Source organism: Novosphingobium huizhouense (assembly GCF_020179475.1).
Classification (GTDB): Bacteria; Pseudomonadota; Alphaproteobacteria; order Sphingomonadales; family Sphingomonadaceae; genus Novosphingobium; species Novosphingobium huizhouense.
In genome coordinates this window covers 222480-239564 of record NZ_JAILXZ010000002.1, presented here as the reverse complement: position 1 = coordinate 239564, position 17085 = coordinate 222480, and the positions used below count along the sequence as shown (strand labels likewise).

Here is a 17085-nt window from a genome sequence, read left to right as displayed (position 1 = left end):
CGGTCAAGCGGTAAAACGTTATGGCTCCCTATTACTTTTCCGATAGGCTAGCGCCAATGACATTGGGCGAGAGAATCTCTGCACGGCTTGAGCTGCTGGGCATGTCGCAGTCCGAGCTGGCGCGACGGGTCGGAGTGGCCCAATCTTCGATCAACTCGCTGATCCATCGAAATAAGGTCGGCAGCAAATACCTGCACAAGATCGCGCAGGTGTTGCAGACGACGACCGCATACCTGACGGGTGAAATCGATGATCCGTCGCCCGATGCGCCGCCGCCGGGGCCACACATGACGCCCGAGGAAACCGAATTTTTGCGCAAGCTGCGGCGGCTGTCGCCGGCCGACCGGGAGACCATCGAGCGCCTGACGAGGTCGCTCGGCCGCGCCGGCGATTAACTCTTTTGCAAGATTTGTAAGGGTTTTTCCTGAAGCATTTGTGGAAGTCACTCCACATTTGCGGAAAAAGACCGTGGCAATCGACCCTGTTAGTAACGAGGAACTGCAAATCATTGAGCAGTTTAGGAAATTAAGGCCCGAATTGCGAAAGGTTTTGTTACAATTATTGGACGAACTGGCAATAATCGAATCGGTTCAAGTGCTTGTCGATTTGGATTAGAGGCAGGCAGTGAACCGGCCAAATGCCGGGCGCTTTCCCTTCGGGCGCAGTAGAAGGGGACATACCATGTTGATCTTTTTCAAGTTGCCATTTCGCTATGACCACCCGGAAGGCGGGCCAGCACGATGAACCGCAGAGCATTTGTTGCGGGATTTCTTGGAATGGCGCTTTCTGCCACCATTTCAACGGCGCAGGCTAAGGGCCGGAAGTCCGGCGCGACGGGAAACAGCCGCCGGCGCGCGCACGGCGGCGCTGCCGGCGGACCGCGGGGCGGGGGCGACGACGCCTATTACCCGAACTGTTCGTCGGCAAGAGCTGCGGGCGCCGCGCCGATTCGCGCGGGAGATCCGGGCTATTCCCGAAAGCTTGATCGCGATGGCGATGGCATCGCCTGCGAATAGGACATCGAAAGGGGACCATGATGTTACTGTTGCTATTGGCTAGCGCGGCATCGCCGATCGACGCATGTGCGCAGGCCGTCCATAACGACTTGCCAGCGGCTGCCATTGCCTGTCGCGTACCTCAGCCAAAGCTGGAGGAGGGCGCAGATCCCACCGACCCTTCAAGCTACACCACCGGCGTAAGCGAGGCCTGCGCAAAGGCCATTGAGGCCGGGAGGATGGCAGGAAAATCCGCCGCCGGTCCGATCCCGCCCGTCGCCCGCACGGGACTTGTCAGGGATTTCGACGCGAAGTTGGCGGCATGCAGAGCGCCGGCGAAGAAGGATTATCCGCCTGAGGTTCCTACCACAAACCTTTGGGATTGAAGGGGGCGAGATGAAGAAATGGATTTTCGGCGGAATTACTGCTGCCGCGCTGTTCTTCACAGGGTGGTATACACTGTCCCCGGGGATGGCGATGGCGAGCCTGCGCGATGCCGTGAAGGAAGGCGACAAACAGGAATTACAGGAGCGAGTGGATTTTCCCAAGATCCGCGATTCCCTGAAGTCGCAATTCAAGGCCAAGCTTGCCGGTGAGTTGGCGGATCAGAACAAGGGCGAAGCGAATGGTTTTGCGGCGTTCGGCGCGATGTTGGCGATGTCGATGGTCGATGGCCTGATCGACGGCATCGTCACGCCGGATGGCATCAAGACGCTGATCGAGAAAGGCCGTTTGAAAGAGGACAGCGGCGGGGCGCAGCAAACCGGCAAGGAAGTCGATTGGAAGATCGAGCATCAGGGCATCGAACGCTTTCGTGCCGTGCCGTCGGGAGCCGACCATCCCCCGGTTCTCGTGTTTCAAAGGGACGGGCTGAGCTGGCGCCTAGTGGATATCGAAGCTCCAGCGGAGCAGCCCCCAACGAAGTAACAAAGAAGCCCCCGGCATTGCAGTGCCGGGGGCTTCATGTCGTTCGGTGACGCGCGCAGGGTGTAACGATCCGCGCGTGAATCAACCTGCTATCTCAAGGGTTAGCCGGGTGCTCAGGCCGCGCGCGTCCATGCTGTGCTCGGCGCTGGCGACGCGCCACTTCTGGCCATCGATGTGGCCGCGAAACCCTTCGACGGTCACAGGGGTGCTGGGGGCGATGGCGGTATCGCCGAACGCGAGCTCGAGTTCGAGCGAGGCGCTCGCGCGCTTGATCCGGGCCGCTTCGGATTGGGCGGCGGTCTTCGCGTCGGCCTCGCTGGCATAGACGCGCTTCAACCGGCGACGGGGAGCGTTGGCGTTGCCGGTGCCGTGCTGGACTGTCTTGCGCTTGCCTTCGTCCTGGTCGTGCCACTGCGCCTCTGCCCCGCCTTCGCCCTTTTCGCGCTGGGCGCGCCGCCAGCTGGCTCTGCTGCACTGGTCCCGGCGGACGGTGACGGCGGGGATCGGCCGGCCGGTGGCGCTGGTGCTGCTGCCTCGCGGGGCGAAGATCAGCGCGCCGGCCTTGACCGTGGCGGTGGCATCGAAATGCCGGCCGAGGTCCCGCAGCAGCTCCATGTCGGGCTTGTTGTGCTGCTCGGCAGCGGCGACGGGCTTGCCGGCCAGATCGGGGTGGCAGCGCGGCTCCAGGTCGTTGTCCGCCGCCAGCTGCTCGATCAGAGCGCCAACGGTGGTGTCCTTGAAGGTACGCGTCTTGCGGGTGCGGATCGGGCCCTTGAAGTCGGCGCTGCGGGCGGTGACAGTGATCTGGTCGGGCGGCCCGGACCAGCTGAGTTCGTCGACGACGAAGATGCCCTTCGGCACCAGGCCGACGCGGACCTCGGTGCCGCGCTCCCAGCCCAGCTCGACCGTCAACTCGCTGCCCGCCTTGGGCGGCGCGAACTTGCCGTCGCTGTCGTCGACGACGATCTCGACTTCGTCGGCCTCCTCGCCGGTGCCTTCGCGCAGGCGCAGGCTGATCAGGCGGGGCGCGAAGCGCGCGGTGAGGTCCGCGCCATCGAGCGTGACACGCCAGGCCGGGCGGGCCTCGACGAAGGCGGACGCCGCGCGCTTCATGTGACGCGGCTCAGCTCGAGGGTGAAGTCGGTGCGGCGCGGCGCACCGGTATCGATGAGGTTGCCCTTGCGCTCGGACAGCCGGTCGATGGTAAACTGGCCGAGCACTTCGCCGCGGCCGTTCATCAGCGGCCAGGCTTCGCCCTGCTCGGCCATCTCGGCCAGGCGCTCGATCGCGCCATAATCGCCTGCGAGTTCGGGCACCAGCGAGCCCGACAGCACGATGCGATCGTCACCAGGGCCAGTGAACTGGCTGGCGGCCCGCGCGCCGAAGCGCGCCGCGCGTTCGTGTCGCCAGTCGCGGTCGCGGTCGATCCCGTCGGGCAAAAGGGTGTCGGTGCTGAAGACGAACATGCCGAGGGCCATGAGCATGAAGCGTACTCCTAGAAGTCGGCGGTAAGGCCGCGCCGCCGGGCGCTGCCCTGCCTTTGTTCGAGCAGGCGCGCGACGCGATCGGCGAGGGCATTGGCGTCCTCGCCCGGGAGCTGGTGGATGTGGATGGTGATCGGACTTCCACCGCCCGCACCGCCTGCCGCAGGCGCCGCGAGCGCCGGGGCAGACAGGCCGATCGCGCCTGCGCCCGCCACCGCTGCGGCCATGCGCCCCATGGCGCGCACGGGGCGCGCGCCGTGCCGATCGAGGCCGAGCGCGAGGCCGCCGGCGACATGCCCGCCCATTTCCATCATCAGGCGCGAGGGCGACTTGATCCCGAGGAAGGCCTTGAACTGCGCGATGCCGTTCTGCGCCATGATCACCAGCTTCTTGCCGAGGCCGAACGGATCGATCGCTGCGAGCAGGCCCTGCATCATCATCGAGCCGATCGAGCGCAACTGGCCGGGCATCGACTGCAGCACGCCCATGACCCACGCCTTGCCCTGGGCGAAAGCCGCCTTGATCTTGTCCCAGTTGGCATAGATCAGGTAGGCGGCGACGCCGATCGCGACGACGATCGCCGTGATGGCGAGCACCATGGGATTGGCAAGCATCATCGCGCCGGCGCGCGCCACGCCCTTGCCGAGGAAGATCGCCGCGGTGCGCAGCACGCCGAACGCGGTAGAGGCGGTGGTGAAGATCGTGCGCGAACTGGCGATCAGCTTGAGCGCGCCGCCGAAGGTGAACTGGAACGCGCCTAGGGCGACCTTGCCCGCCACGAACGCGGCGACGATGGTCACGAGCGTTTGCGCAAGCTGCGGGTTTGCCTGGGCCCAGCTGCTGACCGCCTCGGCCCCTGCGGCTAGGTGCTGGATCGCGGGCGTCAGCAGCGGCAGCAGCTTGGTCCCGACAACGATCCCGAGCGTCTGCAGCGCGCCGAGCATCGACTTGACGTTGACCGATCCGTCACGCGCCTCGCGCATGGCGAAGTCGGCATCGACGGTGCCGCCGCTCCGGCCGATCTGATCGCGGATGTCGCGATAATCCTTCAGGTTGAGGATCAGCGCGCGCACGGCCGACTGGGCCTGCATGTCCTCGAACGCGAAGGACAGCTTGGACAGGTCGCCGCCAGTCGCCTTTTGCGTGATCGCCGCAATGGCCTCGAGCGGGGACTTGCCCTCGGCGGCCGCGCGCTTCAACGCCGCGGGCAGATCGACGCCGAAGTTCTTCTTGAAGGCGTCGATCGTGCCCTTTGCGTTGATCTTGGCGAGCAGATTCTCGATGTTGTTCGCCGCCTCCTCGCTTGTGCCGGCGCCGCGGCGGGCGATCTGCAGTGCCGCGGTAAGGTCGCTGATCGCGCCGAGGCCCGACTGGCCAAGGCCCTGCATCTGCGCCGTGAGGCTCGGGAAGAAGCGGGCCATGTCCTTGATCTCGAACGCGCCGGCCTTGCCGCCCGCCGCCATGATGTCGAGCGCGGCGCCGGTCTGTTCGATCGGCACCTTGAGGTTGGCGAAGTTCGCATTGCTGGTGGCGGCGAGATCGCCGATCTCGGCCTTGTAGGCGGTGGCGGCGCGGCCGATCGGGCTGACCATCTGTTGCGCCTGCCGGGGATCCATGCCGAAGCCCGCCAGCATATCGACCGCGCCGCGCAGATCCTCGGGCATCTGGTGGGTGGCCTTGGCGGCGGCGAGGATGTTGCCGGCCATGCGATCGGTCTCGGCATTGGTGAGCGCGGCCTTCTGCTGGATGTCGACCATGCCCGAGCTGAAGTCCATCGCCCCCTTGGTCGCGAGCACCAGCGGCGCGGCGAGCGCGAGCCCGCCGGCGACGTTGCTGGCCCCGCTGTCCTGCAGGCTGCCACCGCGCGCGGCGATGCGCCGGGTGTCGGCGGCGAAGCTGTTCAAGCCCTTCTGCCGGTCGATCTGATCGTTCACCTTGGCCAGCGCGGCGGCGAGTTGCTTTTCCTTGTCGATCAGCGCCGTGACGTTGCCGGTGCCCTTGGCGATCTCGTAACGCACATCGGCCATCTGGCCCTTGAGGTCGCGCGCCTGCCGGAACATCCCGCGCAGCACCTGGTCGCCGCTCTTTCCCAGGCCGATGATGTTCTTGATCGCGCCCGACAGCTTGTCCTGCCCGACGAACGAAACGATCAGCGAAAGCTTGTTGTCGGACATCGGGCAGGGATCCTATTCGGCGCAGTTCATGGCGTTCCAGCGGTCGATGGCGAGCGCGTTCCAGGTGAGCAGTTCGGGCAGGGACATCGCGCCGAGTTCGGACAGGGGCCAGTGAAACACGGCGGCGATGTTGGCGATCAGCCCTTCGACTTTCAGCCCCCGAGTGCCTGCCGGATCGCCGCCTTCTGGCTCGCCGTCATGAAAAAACCCATGATCGTGCCCGCCACCTCCGCGATGTCTTCGGCCTCGAGCGCGGCGGCTTCATGTGCGGTGATGTAGGGCTGCGCGATGCGCGGCAGAAGCGTGATGACCGAGGCGACATCGCCGGTCATCAGCGACTGGATGTTGAGCCCGCGCAGGTCGCCTGCCTTGGGCTTGCGCAGCGAAAGCGCAGCGACGGCCGGGCCTTCCTGCCGTTCGATCGGCGCGTTGAGGGTGACGGTTTCGGTGGTGGTGGCCGCGACGGGCGCAGCAGTGGTATCGGACATGGTGCGGGCCTTGCTTTGCGGGCCTTGGTGGTCTCCCTCCCGGCGCGCCCGCCAGCCACCGGGAGGAAGTTGGGCAGGCGGGCGCGGCCGGGATCCCCCAACCCCAACGCCCGCCAATTGCTGATGACGTTATCCGCCGATGGCTGCGCGGATCTCGGCGTAGCGATCGGCGCCGAACACGCGGAAGATCATGTTGATCATGTCGATCTCCATCCATTCCACGCCATCGACGGTGAGGCGGAAATAGCTGCAGCCGTACTTGTACTTGTGGCTGGTGTTGTCGCCGGTCTTGGCGTTGCCCCAGTCGATTTCCTTGAGCCGGCCGAGCACGGCGACCTCGACCGCGCGGACGGCGCCGGTCTGGTCATCCTGGTAGGCGCCGGCGAAGCGCACCAGCGCGGCGTCGGTGGCGCTGGCGCCGAAGCTGCGGATCGCGGCCTCGATCAGGCCGCCCATGGTGACGCCCATCTCGATCTTGTCGAGGCCCATGTCGATATCGACCGGGCCGAGCATGCCGCCGCCGCGCCAGTCGTCGGTCTTGAGCGCGATCTTGGGAAGTTCGACTTCCTCGACCGTGCCGAGGTGGCCCTGGCCATCGATGAAGCAATCGAGCTGCTTGAGCTTGCTGGGGAAACCCATTGTTTCGCCTTTCGAATTTCAGTGCGGGGAGGGTGGCCGGCGATGTCTGCGGGGATCAGGCCGCGATCTGGCTGGCGAGGTCGGCGTAGTAGCGGTCGGTGATCCGCTGGTTGAGCTCGAGCCCTTCGAGCGGCGCGGCCGGGGTGAAGTCGTAGTCGATCACCAGCTTGCCGGCCGCGAGATCGGTGGCGCTGTTGAGCGCGGGATCGTACCAGGCCTTCGCGCCGATCAGCCGCTCGGTGCTGACCAGCTTGCGCAGGCGCGCGTTGATCGTGTCGAGCACGTCGCGCACCAGGCGCGCGGTCATCGGCTTGTCCTGCGCCCAGGCGAGGCCGTAGGCGATCTCGTCGGCGATGATCTGCGACGTGCGCGTCGCGCTTTCGAAGGCGAACAGCGGCTCGTCGCTGCGCGTGCGGTTGCCCCAGAAACGGAAGCCGCCGCCGAAGCGCACCAGCGTGGTGATGCCGGCGGCATTGAGCGTCGTGGCATCAGACGCCCCGCCTTCGAAGTCGAAGCTGACGTCCTGTGCGATCCCGCTGACGCCGGCGACGACAACGTTCGACAGCGTCTTGTGCCAGCCCTGCTGCTCGTCGATCTGCGCGCGCAGGCCGATGGCCCTGGCGACGGCATCGCCGGCAAAGCTGCCGGTGAAATTCGGCCAGATCAACATCAGCTCGCGATCACCGAACTGCGCGGCGTAATTCGAAGCGGCGTTGACCGTGTTACCGATCGCCCGGGCATAGACCATGCCGCGCAGCTTCTTCGCGACCACGACGAGGGCGGAGGCGACTGCAGCGGTGTCGAGACCGGGCGCGCCGATGATCCTGGGGCGAAAGCCGAGCGCCATTTCCGCGCCGAGCAGCTGGTTGACGCCGGCGATGGTGTTGGTGTCCTGCGCGCCGGCGTTCGGATCCGGCGCGACCCGAACCAGGACGACGGTAGCGTCGGCCTGATCGGCGATCGCGGCCAGGGCGGCAGGCAGCGTGCCCGTTGCGCCGATATTCGAAAGGGCACGGCGGATATTGGTGACGAGGACGCGCGCACCGACCGGAAACATAGCGTTGTCTGCGGCCGGCGCGGTACCGACGAGCCCGATGATGGCGGTGGCGGCGGCCGCGATCGGTCGCGTGCCGGCAGTAAGGATATTGGTCTTGATGCCGTGCATGATGCGGCTCCTGTCAGGTGGATGTGCGGGAGAGGGGGACGGTCAGGCGCGTCAACGCGTTGACCGCGACGTCGGTGCGGTTCGCCTCGATCACGGCCGATGCCTGGCCGGAAGCGAAATCTCCGGTGAAGGTAACGCGGCGCACGGTGACGCGCGGCTCCCAGCGCGTGATGGCCAGCGCCACGGCCATGGCGAACAGCAGCAGGTTCGCGCGCGTGGCGGGCCGATCGATCAGGTCGGCCAGCAGGCAGCCGTAATCGCGCAGCATCAGACGCGTGCCGAGCGGCGTGGTGATGATGTCGCCGATCGACTGGACCAGGTGCTGGTCGCCGGTGAGCGCCTTGCCGCTGGCGCGATCCATCCCGGTAAGACCGGTCATGCCCCGATCCTCATAGCGGCGCGCCAGTCTGGCCTGTGCCGGTCTGCACGCCGCCGTGCTTGTGGCTCTTGAGACTCTTGCCGGCCGCGGCGACGTCATCGCTCGCAGTGAGCTTGCCGGTGAGGGCGATGTCGCCCTTGATCGCGATGCCGCCGTCGGCGTCGACCTCGATCGTGGCTCCGGCGGGGAGCTTCACCGATAAGGCGTGCGCCTCGGGGTCGTAGCTGAAGACGGCGCCATCATCGAAGCGCACCAGCTCGGCGAGGCTGTTGCCGGCCGGGGGGTAGGCGTTGCAGCTGACGCCGCGCAGCGCGACCGCCTGCCCGATCTCTCCCGCCGGGCAAAGCAGCACGACCTGCTCGCCAACGCTGGGCGGCGACCAGGTGCGGGTGGCGCCGGCGCGCGGTTCGATCCAGCGGATCGGGGGCGTGGTGGCGTCGCCGCTGGCGCCCTCTTCGTCGATCGTGACGACGCAGCGCCCCGCCGCGAGATCGACCGAGGCGACCGATCCGAAGCGGATCAGCTGGTCGGGGTCGGTCGGGGTGCTTTCGGGCGTGCGCATGACAGCAGGATCAAAGCCACGCGCGAGAGCGCGGCGCGAGAGGCCAGCATTGTAACCACGCCCAGGACAATCGCAGCTTCAGAGCTGCTATTCCGCGGCGGGATGCGCGTCCGGTTCCGGTAATGAGGGATCGCACAGCAGGCCGAGCGCCCATTTCTCGACGACGCCCGCTCCCACCTCGTCAATGCGAGCGCGGGTGGCGTCGGCATCGTACTGGCCGTTGACGAGGACAGCGCGAACATCGCGCGCGTGCCGCTTTTCGCCGTCGCTGAAGGTTACAGGGACAGTGCCGGCGCCCGGGTCGAACTTGCCGATGATGATCTTCACTTGCCGTTCCTTCCTGTTCAGTAGCCCTTGGCGCGCCAGCGCACGCCGGCGTTCTCGCCGCTGGCGCCGCTGGATGGGTCCTGCAGGAAGATCGTGACGCCGTTGACAGAGCGGGTGCCGTCAACCTCCTGCGGATAGTTGTCGTAGTCTCCGACGCCAGGGATGATGGCGGTCATCTGCAGGTCATAGTCGGTATCGGTGAAGGGGATCGGGAAGGTGAGGGTAAGCGTTCCCTGTCCGCTGCGACCGGCAAGCCTGCCCTGCTGCTCGATTACCGAGCCGCCGGCGCCGTCGGGGGATTTCCACCAGCGGCCGCGCGCGTTGCTGCCGGTGCTGAAGTCCGCGGCGGCGGCGAAAGCGGTGGCATGCTTGCCGTCAAGCAGGTCCGCATCGAGCCCGGACCCCGAGCCATCATTCGCCGCGTGCCATACGACGGCACCACCAATAGCCAGCGCGATCGCTGTGAGCGCGCCGGCGCCGTCTCTTCCGCCGAGCCGCAGCACGCGCGAATTACCATCGTAGAATGCGTGCGCCCGGGATCCGTCGTCGTAGCTTTCGTTGTAGGGCAAGACCTCGAAATAGCCATCAAGGTGGCGCAGTTGACCCTGGAGCCGCCCGGCGGCAGCGAGGCTCGCGACCTGGCTATAATTCCCGGACAGCCGCTCGTCGGGCAACTTGCCAAGGGCATTGCCCAGATCACGATAGAAAGCGCCATGCTGACCATCGAGCAGGTCGGCATCGAGGCCGGATCCCGAACCATCGACAGTAAGCAGCCGCGCGAGTGAGGCGGCCGCCGTGACCAGCGCATCGACATAGCTTTTCCGAACAGCATGGGCATTCGCCGTCGGGTCGCCGGGTAGCGACAGCGGCCCTGCCATGATGTCCCCAGCCTTGTCGACCGGGTCATAGCCGAGCCGCGCGGCGATGTCGGCGTAATAGGCGCCCTGCTTGCCGTCGAGCAGGTCCGCATCGAGCCCGGACCCCGATCCGTCCTGGCCGATCAGGAGGCGCAGTAGCGCCCAGGCCAGCGTATCGGGCGTGACCGCGCGGTCGGGGATCACGCCCGCCGCCGCTTCGGAACGGGTGGCCAGTTCGACGAGGCCGGGGGTCGAGGTAGTCGCGATCGGATCGGTGAAGTTGGTTGCGCCGAAGCTTATCGCTGCGGCGCTGACATCGGCGAGGGCCACGTCGATCGCGATCAGTGCAGTGGAAAGGGCGGTCTTGGAAAGAATAGCCGCCGTCTGCCCGTAGAGCGCGAAGAGAGTGCCGTCGCCAAGGTACAGGGCGAAGCTGCGCAGCGCGTAGGCGTCGGCGCTGTCGTCGCGCAGCGAGATATGGATCTTGTCCGCAGCGACGTGCGCCGCGCCGATTGAGCTGAGGCGCTTGATTTCGCCAGGCAGCGCAGTTGCGGCAGGCGCCGCGGTCACAGCGGTCGCCGAAATCCCGATTTCGGTGATGGTCACGGCATTCGTGCCGGTGTTCGCTGCGTTGATCAACGCAGCGCGGCCGGCGTCAGTGATGATGAGGTCTAGGGCCATGGAATCAAGATCCCGCTGCTGGGCAAATCATCTGAAGTCTGGCGCCGATGACCGGTCTGGCGAGCGCTCTCAAGCCGATGGCGCCAGTTGCGGTCTGAGCCATCACGAAATCGAAGTGGCTGCGCAGTGGCTTGGTCGCAGAGATTTCGGCGATCACTGCATCGACCAATTTCGAGGATGGCGCTGCGGAGCCATCGCTGGGCAACTCGAGCGTGAGGGAAAACGTGTGCGGGGGGCCGGGGGGCGACTGCTGCCACCACTCGTTGATCGTAATCGATCCGCCGAAAGTCGCGACGATCCGGCGGACGGAATCAATGGTGCCCTTGCGCCGCTGCACGGCGATAGCGTCGGCCACGCGGGCCCTACGCGTCCTGATCGGCCAGTCGGGATCCCATTGGTCCACCGACAGGCCCCAGGCGAGATAAGGCAGAAGCCTTGGCGGGCAAAGCCGCGCCGACCACAAGCGACGCAGATCGGAGTTGATCCCGGCAAGCCTGACAACCGCCAGATCTTCGAGCGCGCGCTCGAGCAACGTCGCGCCCGGCGGCAAGAGGCTCGCGGTCATGTTGCCGTGCCGCCGTCGGTGAGAGTAACCGAGGTGCACCAGCTAGCCGCGTCCGGGTCGACCACCAGCGATGATGAGGGCTGCGTCAGGAGCACATTCTGGACTCCTGGCACGAATAGGGAACCGATGATTCCTGCGCGCATGACATCCCGCCCTAGCCGGTGCGTCTCGGCAATGTAGGAGTCGAGCGCGCGGCGCGCTTCGGCGACGACCAGCGCCTTGTCCGGCCCGGGAAGAAACGTCAGTGTCGCGTTGATGGCGTAGCTGACGATCTGCGCCGATTGCACGATCACCTGGTCGGTGATCGGACGAACCGTCTCAGCATGCAAGGCGGCCGTGACGGCTGCGATGAGGTCAGGCGACGCCGCGCCAGAACCGATGCGCGAAAGAACCGTGACCACGACCTGTCCGGGCGCTGGGCTCGTCGCGCTAGCGTCGAGCACATCCGGAGACGCGGACAACGCATGGAAGATGTAACCGCCGGCAGGGCCCGCGGTCGAATAGCCTTCGGGCGCCAGCACGATCCGGCGGCGAAAGTCGGCGTCGGATTCGAGCACTTCGGGCGTGCCGGCAAGGACATCGGCGGGACGCACCACCCAGCGTTCGACCTGGAACAGCGCGCCGAGCGCATCGAGATCCGCACCGGTTGCGTGGGCGACCATCACCGCGCGGGCGGCATCGTTGACACGAGCGCGCAACTGCAGTTCACGCCAAGCGAACAGCTCAAGCAGCTTCACGACCGGATCGCTTTCGATCGCCGCGTCGAAGGGGATGCCGGCCTCTTCACACAGGGCTTCGAATTGCGACAACGCCTGGGTGCGGATCGTTTCAAAGTCCAGCGGCTCGACGACGTCCGGCGCGGGCAGGCGGGACAGGTCGACCCCTGTAAAGCTGTCAGATGCGATCGGCATGGCAGGCAGATGACGGGCCCTCCCTCGCGCGCTCAACGCCCGCGCGTTGTGGCGGCACGCGCCACAACAGCGGCGGATCAGACGACGTTGTGACGCGCAGGTCCACAACCCGGCGGCGATGAAATCCGGGCGCGCGTGCGGCAGGGGATGGGAGGTGATCTCTTCGTTTTCCTGCCGGAGCCGCGCTGTCGATGGCCGCGATCGAAACTGACCGTCCAAGGTTGCGCAAGGGCACGCTTGCCGCACTCGTGGGGCTGACCAGCGCCGGGCTGCTGCTGACGTCGATCCCCGGCGAGGAGAGCGGGCGCAAGGTCGACGTCACGATCGCGGTCGACGGCACTGCCACCGTTCGCCACGTCAGCGGCCAGCAGTACCTTCAAGCCTATCGCGACATCGCGGGCATCCCCACCGCCTGCGACGGCCTGACCAAGGGCATCCGCATGGGCCAGCGCTACAGCGAGGCGCAGTGCGCGGCGATGCTCGAGGCGGAGCTGGTGCGCCATGCCGATGGCGTGATGCGCTGCACGCCGGGCCTCGCCCTGACGATCCCCGGCCGCGACCGTGCGCGCGCCGCAGCAATCAGCCTTGCCTACAACATCGGCGTCGGCGCCTGGTGCGGCAGCACCGCCGCGCGCCGGATCAACGCGGGCCAGATCCGCGAAGGCTGCGACGCCATGCTTGCCTGGGACAAGGCGCGTGTCGACGGCGCGCTGCGAGCTGTGCGCGGCCTGACTTTTCGCCGCCAGCGCGAGCGCGCGCTGTGCCTGCAAGACGCCTGAGGAGGCAGAGACCATGGCCGTTTATTTCAAGCATCGATTCAAGCACGGGTCGCTCGATCTGTTGCCGGGGCTGCCGCTGGCGTTCGAGGACGATCGCGCCGAGGAATACTTCATTTGCGCCGGGGCAGCCGATGCCACGGCGGACGCCCCTGTCGTCACATATCCTGCAGGGTCGGTCGAGATCGATACCGAGACCGTGTTCGCGGGCACCGAAACCCGCGTGCTGGGAGATTGACGCCATGGGTAAGTCGATCAACAGTGTCGTTCTCGACCAGTCGCTGGCCTATATCCGCGCCAACACCACGCGGATGACGATCTGCAGCGCCGAGCCGACCACTTATGCGCAGGCCAACAGCACGTTCGCGCTGGGATCGGTCGCCATGGCGCCGGGCGATTTTACGCTTGCCAATGGCGACGTTTCCGGTCGCAAGATCACCGTCGCAGCGAAGAACGGCAACTCGGTCGCCGTGGCGGGCACGGCCACGCACGTCGCGCTGCTCGACGTCGCCAACTTGACGCTTCTGCTGGTGACGACCTGCGCCAGTCAGGCGGTGGCGAACGGCGGCACGTTCGACGTCGCTTCCTTCAAGGACGAGATCCAGGCTCCGACCTGAGGCTGACCGGCTATGGCCACGTATTACTGGGTCGGCGGTTCGGGGACGCTGAGCACTTCGAGCAACACCAACATTTCCCTGACCAGCGGAGGTGCGGGCAACGCTGCGGTGCCCGCGACCGGCGACACGATCATCGTCGACGCCAACAGCGGCACGGGGACGATCACTCGCAGCGGGACGCTGACCCTAGCGAACCTTACCCTGACGCCCAGCGCAAGCAATCCGATCACCTTCGCCGGCACCGGTACGACCACGGTTCGAAACGGTCTTACCGTCAATGGGAACGTCACCTGGACGAACACAGGCGGCCTGACCCTGGGCAACACGAGCACGACCTGCAGCGTCAACGTCACGCCGACGATTACTTCTCCGGTGACCGTGTTCAACTCGGCATCGGCGGGTGTGGCGCTGGCGCGGGATCTTACGACAAGCTCCAGCTTCACGGCCACCAACGGCACGGTCAATCTCGCCGGCTTCCGTCTGACGGCTTCGAGCCTGTCCCTCGCGCCTAGTTCCTCGCTAGCTATTCAGTTCGGAACGACCGGCTCGCTGGCATCGGCGAGTATCCCCAGCCTGGTGGCCGCGAACATTTCGGTCACGGGCACGCCGCGGGTCGTCCTGACAGGGGCGCCGACGAGCGGCACCCGAACTGTCCCGGCAATGCCCTCGGGCACGGTTGTGACGGTCAGCGGCGGGACGGACACGGTGGCCTTCGCATCGTCACCGCAAGTGCTCGGCGGCCTGGTTACTACCGGCTTGACCGGAGCGCTCACCGGCTCGATTTCGCTTGGCGCTGCGCCAACGCTGGGTTCGCACAGCACCTCGGGGCTATCGGTGACCACCACTGGCAGCTTCGCGCAGTCGTTCGGCGCGCTGGCTGGCCTTACCATTTCGTCGGGCACGCTGACGCTGACGCCCTCGGGCACGATCGCGAGCGCGACCATTTTGAGCGGCGCGACACTGGCGACGACGGCAGCATTGACCGCCACGGCGATGACGGTGAACGGCACGGCCTCGCTCGGCGGCAACCTGTCGGTCACCAACACGCTGAGCATCGGCGGGACATTGACGCGCAACGGCTTCGCCGCGAGTGCGGGCACGCTGCAATACACCTCGGGCTCGCGAGCCTTCGACGGCTCGATCGGCTTCACGAATGCGACGGTGGCCGGGGCAAGTGTGAGCCTGTCGGGCAACCTGGCCGTGCCGGGCACCTTCACCGTTGCCAGCGGGTCGGTAGCGCTGGGCGGCTTTACGCTTTCCTGCGCTTCTTACGCGAATGTCGGTAGCGGCGGCGATGGCGTCGTCAATTTCGGCTCGGGCGGCAAGATTTCGGCGAGCGTTGGCCTGACCGGAGCGTTCGGGTCGGAAGCGGGAACGGGCAGCTATGAACTGCTCGGGGGCGCCGGCAACGTCTCAATCGCCGGCGTTTTTACCCTGCCCATCACCGTCTCGACCAGCGGTACCGTCACCTGCAACGCCTCGGTCGGCCCGGTCAACCTTTCGAGCTGCACTGGCCCGATCACTGGCACCCTGGCAGCCGGCGGCGCGGCGGTCCTGGGCAACCACAGCTCCGCGTCAGGCCTCACCGTCAACGGTATCGGCGGGTCGATATCGACGCCGTCCGGCCTGACCGTTGGCGCCGTCTCGATCTCGACCGGCCTCACGCTGGCGAGCGACCTGATTGCGGGCGCCACGACAATTCGTCCGGCTGCCGTCCTGACCCTCGCCGGTCGCACTTTCTCGGCCGCGAGCTTCAGTTTTCAGTCGTTTAACCTCGAAGTGAACTCGGCCGCTGCGCTGGCGACGCTCGCGTTCGGGTCGGGCGGCGTGCTGCGTGTGCGCGACGGGCAGTTCGACGCGGGCAGCATAACCGACAACACCGGCGCGGCGATGACCGTCGTCACCGCGACGGGCACGGGCACGATCGAACTTGCGGGCGGATCGTCAAACCTGTTCGCGGCGCGCAACAACCTCGGCGCGGCGGCAAGTCTCTCCGGCGTCACGGTGACGGTGGCATCGAGCGCCGCGGCGACCATCGACGCGAACGGAGCGCAGCTGGGCGGCATCAGCGCATCCGTCACCGGAGCGACGCTGCGGCTCAAGGGCACCGGATCGAGCGCGACGCGGGTCGCTAGCTGGACCGTCAACAACGCGGTGCTGACCACGGCGGTCGCGGGCGCTGCGCAGGATCTGATCTACACCGGTGCGGGCACTGTCAGCGTCAGCAACAACTTCATCAGCTATCTCAATGCCTCTCCGGCGGCCACCTGGCTCGCGCCGACCGGGGGGGGCAATGCGGACGGCGGCAACAACACCGGATGGGTGTTCAGTGGCGCGACGGTTGCGATCACGCCGTCGGCAAGCATGCATGCCCATGTTCCGGGCGCGCCCGCCATCGCGACGAGATCGGCCATCGCGCCTGCCGACGCGGCCCACGCCCACGCGCTGAGCGCGGCGGCGCTGCTCGCCGGTTCGGCCATCGCGCCGGCGGCGGCAGCGCACGCCCAGGCGGCGAGTTCGCCGGCGATCACGACGATTTCGCCGGTCGCGCCGGGGGGGCTGGCCCATGCCCATGCGATGAGCGCGGCTTCGTTGCTCGCCAGCTCGGCCATAGCGCCGGCGGCGCCGGCGCACCCGCACACGGTAACCGTGACCGCGCTCGCCGCGCGCTCGGCACTCACGGCCGGTGATCTGGCGCAAGCCCATGGCCTGACCAGCCCCACCGTCTGGGCCGGGACGGGATTGGCGCCCGCCGACGTTGCGCAGGCGTCGCGGCTCGACGCGGCGACGGTTGCCACGCGCTCGGCGCTGGCGGCGGCGCCGCTGTCGCACGCGACGGCGCTCGGCGCGCCGGGCGTGGCGATGCGGATCGCGATCGCGGCGGCCGCGACGATCAGTGCGCAGACCGTCGAAGCGCCGACGATCGCCGCGCGATATGCAATCGCGCCGGACGCGGCGGTGGCGATCCACAGGGCCGGGCTCGCGACGATCGCGGCGCGCTTCGCCCTAACCCCCGGCAGCGTGACGCTGGGGCATCAACTGGCGAGCCCGGCGCTGGCGGCAACGTTGTTCGCGGTGCCGTTGCGCGCGTTCGTGCTGGCGGCACGGCACCGCGACTATGTCCTGGCGCAACACCTGCGAGATTTCACTTTGGCTCCTGGCCGACATCGGCCGGTGCTGATCCTGCAGCGCCGCGCGCGCGACTTCATCCTGCGAGGCATAGACCCATGACCAATCCGAGCGACAAGCCGCTGTTCACCGGCAACCTCGAGCCGATCGGCGTGGGGCAGGAAGAGGCGATCAGCTTCGACTGGATCAATCGGCTGCCGCAGGGAGCCACCGCGGTTGAGGCCTGGCCCGTGATGCTGTCGGGCGGCGACTGCGCCACGGTCGATCGGGTAACGGTTGCGGGCACGGTGGTGCGCTTCTGGATCAAGGGGCTGAAGCCGGGCCTGGCGCGGTTCGACATGGTCGTTCGCGGCTCGGACGGCAGCAAGGAAGGCCCGCGCGTAAGCCTGCGGGTGCGGTAGATCGAACG

22 protein-coding genes are annotated in these 17085 nt (G+C 67.0%); 9 read left to right on the top strand and 13 right to left on the bottom strand.

Going from position 1 to position 17085, the window contains the following annotated elements; genetic code table 11:
• Nucleotides 1-20: 20 nt before the first annotated feature.
• From K3A85_RS09435 to K3A85_RS09420, 4 genes are all read left to right on the top strand, one after another.
• Nucleotides 21-395 (top strand): helix-turn-helix domain-containing protein, encoded by a 375-nt coding sequence (locus K3A85_RS09435; RefSeq protein WP_318248079.1) that lies wholly within the window; start codon nucleotides 21-23, stop codon nucleotides 393-395.
• 345 nt (nucleotides 396-740) lie between these two features.
• Nucleotides 741-1016 carry an excalibur calcium-binding domain-containing protein gene (locus tag K3A85_RS09430; RefSeq protein WP_225206259.1) on the top strand — a complete coding sequence of 92 codons (276 nt, stop codon included), beginning with the start codon at nucleotides 741-743 and terminating at the stop codon, nucleotides 1014-1016.
• A 17-nt stretch (nucleotides 1017-1033) separates the two neighbouring features.
• Nucleotides 1034-1381, top strand: coding sequence for a hypothetical protein (locus tag K3A85_RS09425; protein WP_225206258.1), 348 nt, complete (start codon nucleotides 1034-1036; stop codon nucleotides 1379-1381).
• Between the two features lie 10 nt (nucleotides 1382-1391).
• A complete protein-coding gene (locus K3A85_RS09420; protein WP_225206257.1) occupies nucleotides 1392-1922 on the top strand; it encodes a DUF2939 domain-containing protein in 531 nt (176 codons plus the stop codon).
• Between the two features lie 81 nt (nucleotides 1923-2003).
• On the opposite strand, the gene K3A85_RS09415 is transcribed toward K3A85_RS09420, so the two are convergent.
• From K3A85_RS09415 to K3A85_RS09355, 13 genes are all read right to left on the bottom strand, one after another.
• The gene (locus tag K3A85_RS09415; protein WP_225206256.1) at nucleotides 2004-3035 is read right to left on the bottom strand and encodes a contractile injection system protein, VgrG/Pvc8 family; all 1032 of its coding nucleotides are present in this window, start codon (nucleotides 3033-3035) and stop codon (nucleotides 2004-2006) included.
• Nucleotides 3032-3406 (bottom strand): phage tail protein, encoded by a 375-nt coding sequence (locus K3A85_RS09410; RefSeq protein ID WP_225206255.1) that lies wholly within the window; start codon nucleotides 3404-3406, stop codon nucleotides 3032-3034. The genes K3A85_RS09415 and K3A85_RS09410 overlap by 4 nt, the downstream gene beginning before the upstream one ends.
• An 11-nt stretch (nucleotides 3407-3417) precedes the next feature.
• Nucleotides 3418-5580 carry a phage tail tape measure protein gene (locus K3A85_RS09405; RefSeq protein WP_225206254.1) on the bottom strand — a complete coding sequence of 721 codons (2163 nt, stop codon included), beginning with the start codon at nucleotides 5578-5580 and terminating at the stop codon, nucleotides 3418-3420.
• Nucleotides 5581-5592: 12 nt separating this feature from the next.
• Nucleotides 5593-5718: a GpE family phage tail protein gene (locus K3A85_RS09400; RefSeq protein WP_225206736.1), complete on the bottom strand. Its 126-nt coding sequence runs from the start codon at nucleotides 5716-5718 to the stop codon at nucleotides 5593-5595.
• Nucleotides 5719-5732: 14 nt separating this feature from the next.
• Nucleotides 5733-6068, bottom strand: coding sequence for a phage tail assembly protein (locus K3A85_RS09395; RefSeq protein WP_225206253.1), 336 nt, complete (start codon nucleotides 6066-6068; stop codon nucleotides 5733-5735).
• Nucleotides 6069-6197: 129 nt separating this feature from the next.
• A complete protein-coding gene (locus K3A85_RS09390) occupies nucleotides 6198-6707 on the bottom strand; it encodes a phage major tail tube protein (protein WP_225206252.1) in 510 nt (169 codons plus the stop codon).
• A gap of 55 nt (nucleotides 6708-6762) precedes the next feature.
• Entirely contained in the window at nucleotides 6763-7872 is a 1110-nt protein-coding gene (locus tag K3A85_RS09385) for a phage tail sheath subtilisin-like domain-containing protein (RefSeq protein WP_225206251.1), read from the bottom strand.
• 13 nt (nucleotides 7873-7885) lie between these two features.
• Entirely contained in the window at nucleotides 7886-8251 is a 366-nt protein-coding gene (locus K3A85_RS09380; RefSeq protein ID WP_225206250.1) for a GPW/gp25 family protein, read from the bottom strand.
• Between the two features lie 10 nt (nucleotides 8252-8261).
• The gene (locus tag K3A85_RS09375; protein WP_225206249.1) at nucleotides 8262-8813 is read right to left on the bottom strand and encodes a phage baseplate assembly protein V; all 552 of its coding nucleotides are present in this window, start codon (nucleotides 8811-8813) and stop codon (nucleotides 8262-8264) included.
• Between the two features lie 87 nt (nucleotides 8814-8900).
• Nucleotides 8901-9140: a hypothetical protein gene (locus K3A85_RS09370; RefSeq protein ID WP_225206248.1), complete on the bottom strand. Its 240-nt coding sequence runs from the start codon at nucleotides 9138-9140 to the stop codon at nucleotides 8901-8903.
• A gap of 17 nt (nucleotides 9141-9157) precedes the next feature.
• Nucleotides 9158-10678 carry a hypothetical protein gene (locus K3A85_RS09365; protein ID WP_225206247.1) on the bottom strand — a complete coding sequence of 507 codons (1521 nt, stop codon included), beginning with the start codon at nucleotides 10676-10678 and terminating at the stop codon, nucleotides 9158-9160.
• A gap of 4 nt (nucleotides 10679-10682) precedes the next feature.
• The gene (locus K3A85_RS09360; RefSeq protein ID WP_225206246.1) at nucleotides 10683-11243 is read right to left on the bottom strand and encodes a phage tail protein I; all 561 of its coding nucleotides are present in this window, start codon (nucleotides 11241-11243) and stop codon (nucleotides 10683-10685) included.
• Nucleotides 11240-12154 (bottom strand): baseplate assembly protein, encoded by a 915-nt coding sequence (locus tag K3A85_RS09355; protein WP_225206245.1) that lies wholly within the window; start codon nucleotides 12152-12154, stop codon nucleotides 11240-11242. The genes K3A85_RS09360 and K3A85_RS09355 overlap by 4 nt, the downstream gene beginning before the upstream one ends.
• A gap of 191 nt (nucleotides 12155-12345) precedes the next feature.
• Here K3A85_RS09355 and K3A85_RS09350 point away from each other — a divergent pair, with 191 nt between their 5' ends.
• From K3A85_RS09350 to K3A85_RS09330, 5 genes are read left to right on the top strand one after another with little or no spacing between them, the layout of a single operon-like run.
• Nucleotides 12346-12933 carry a lysozyme gene (locus tag K3A85_RS09350; protein WP_225206244.1) on the top strand — a complete coding sequence of 196 codons (588 nt, stop codon included), beginning with the start codon at nucleotides 12346-12348 and terminating at the stop codon, nucleotides 12931-12933.
• Nucleotides 12934-12946: 13 nt separating this feature from the next.
• On the top strand, nucleotides 12947-13168 hold the full coding sequence (locus K3A85_RS09345; protein WP_225206243.1) for a hypothetical protein: 222 nt from the start codon (nucleotides 12947-12949) through the stop codon (nucleotides 13166-13168).
• A gap of 4 nt (nucleotides 13169-13172) precedes the next feature.
• A complete protein-coding gene (locus K3A85_RS09340) occupies nucleotides 13173-13547 on the top strand; it encodes a hypothetical protein (protein ID WP_225206242.1) in 375 nt (124 codons plus the stop codon).
• Between the two features lie 12 nt (nucleotides 13548-13559).
• On the top strand, nucleotides 13560-16778 hold the full coding sequence (locus tag K3A85_RS09335) for a beta strand repeat-containing protein (RefSeq protein ID WP_225206241.1): 3219 nt from the start codon (nucleotides 13560-13562) through the stop codon (nucleotides 16776-16778).
• Nucleotides 16775-17077, top strand: coding sequence for a hypothetical protein (locus K3A85_RS09330; protein WP_225206240.1), 303 nt, complete (start codon nucleotides 16775-16777; stop codon nucleotides 17075-17077). Before K3A85_RS09335 ends, K3A85_RS09330 begins: the two co-directional genes overlap by 4 nt.
• Nucleotides 17078-17085: the final 8 nt, after the last annotated feature.

Excerpts from the sequence above, each read along its gene's own strand:
- K3A85_RS09435 (WP_318248079.1), top strand. The coding sequence starts at position 21 with ATGGCTCCCTATTACTTTTCCGATAGGCTAGCGCCAATGACATTGGGC.
- K3A85_RS09430 (WP_225206259.1), top strand. The coding sequence starts at position 741 with ATGAACCGCAGAGCATTTGTTGCGGGATTTCTTGGAATGGCGCTTTCT.
- K3A85_RS09425 (WP_225206258.1), top strand. The coding sequence starts at position 1,034 with ATGATGTTACTGTTGCTATTGGCTAGCGCGGCATCGCCGATCGACGCA.
- K3A85_RS09420 (WP_225206257.1), top strand. The coding sequence starts at position 1,392 with ATGAAGAAATGGATTTTCGGCGGAATTACTGCTGCCGCGCTGTTCTTC.
- K3A85_RS09415 (WP_225206256.1), bottom strand. The coding sequence starts at position 3,035 with ATGAAGCGCGCGGCGTCCGCCTTCGTCGAGGCCCGCCCGGCCTGGCGT.
- K3A85_RS09410 (WP_225206255.1), bottom strand. The coding sequence starts at position 3,406 with ATGCTCATGGCCCTCGGCATGTTCGTCTTCAGCACCGACACCCTTTTG.
- K3A85_RS09405 (WP_225206254.1), bottom strand. The coding sequence starts at position 5,580 with ATGTCCGACAACAAGCTTTCGCTGATCGTTTCGTTCGTCGGGCAGGAC.
- K3A85_RS09395 (WP_225206253.1), bottom strand. The coding sequence starts at position 6,068 with ATGTCCGATACCACTGCTGCGCCCGTCGCGGCCACCACCACCGAAACC.
- K3A85_RS09390 (WP_225206252.1), bottom strand. The coding sequence starts at position 6,707 with ATGGGTTTCCCCAGCAAGCTCAAGCAGCTCGATTGCTTCATCGATGGC.
- K3A85_RS09385 (WP_225206251.1), bottom strand. The coding sequence starts at position 7,872 with ATGCACGGCATCAAGACCAATATCCTTACTGCCGGCACGCGACCGATC.
- K3A85_RS09380 (WP_225206250.1), bottom strand. The coding sequence starts at position 8,251 with ATGACCGGTCTTACCGGGATGGATCGCGCCAGCGGCAAGGCGCTCACC.
- K3A85_RS09375 (WP_225206249.1), bottom strand. The coding sequence starts at position 8,813 with ATGCGCACGCCCGAAAGCACCCCGACCGACCCCGACCAGCTGATCCGC.
- K3A85_RS09365 (WP_225206247.1), bottom strand. The coding sequence starts at position 10,678 with ATGGCCCTAGACCTCATCATCACTGACGCCGGCCGCGCTGCGTTGATC.
- K3A85_RS09360 (WP_225206246.1), bottom strand. The coding sequence starts at position 11,243 with ATGACCGCGAGCCTCTTGCCGCCGGGCGCGACGTTGCTCGAGCGCGCG.
- K3A85_RS09355 (WP_225206245.1), bottom strand. The coding sequence starts at position 12,154 with ATGCCGATCGCATCTGACAGCTTTACAGGGGTCGACCTGTCCCGCCTG.
- K3A85_RS09350 (WP_225206244.1), top strand. The coding sequence starts at position 12,346 with ATGGCCGCGATCGAAACTGACCGTCCAAGGTTGCGCAAGGGCACGCTT.
- K3A85_RS09345 (WP_225206243.1), top strand. The coding sequence starts at position 12,947 with ATGGCCGTTTATTTCAAGCATCGATTCAAGCACGGGTCGCTCGATCTG.
- K3A85_RS09340 (WP_225206242.1), top strand. The coding sequence starts at position 13,173 with ATGGGTAAGTCGATCAACAGTGTCGTTCTCGACCAGTCGCTGGCCTAT.
- K3A85_RS09335 (WP_225206241.1), top strand. The coding sequence starts at position 13,560 with ATGGCCACGTATTACTGGGTCGGCGGTTCGGGGACGCTGAGCACTTCG.
- K3A85_RS09330 (WP_225206240.1), top strand. The coding sequence starts at position 16,775 with ATGACCAATCCGAGCGACAAGCCGCTGTTCACCGGCAACCTCGAGCCG.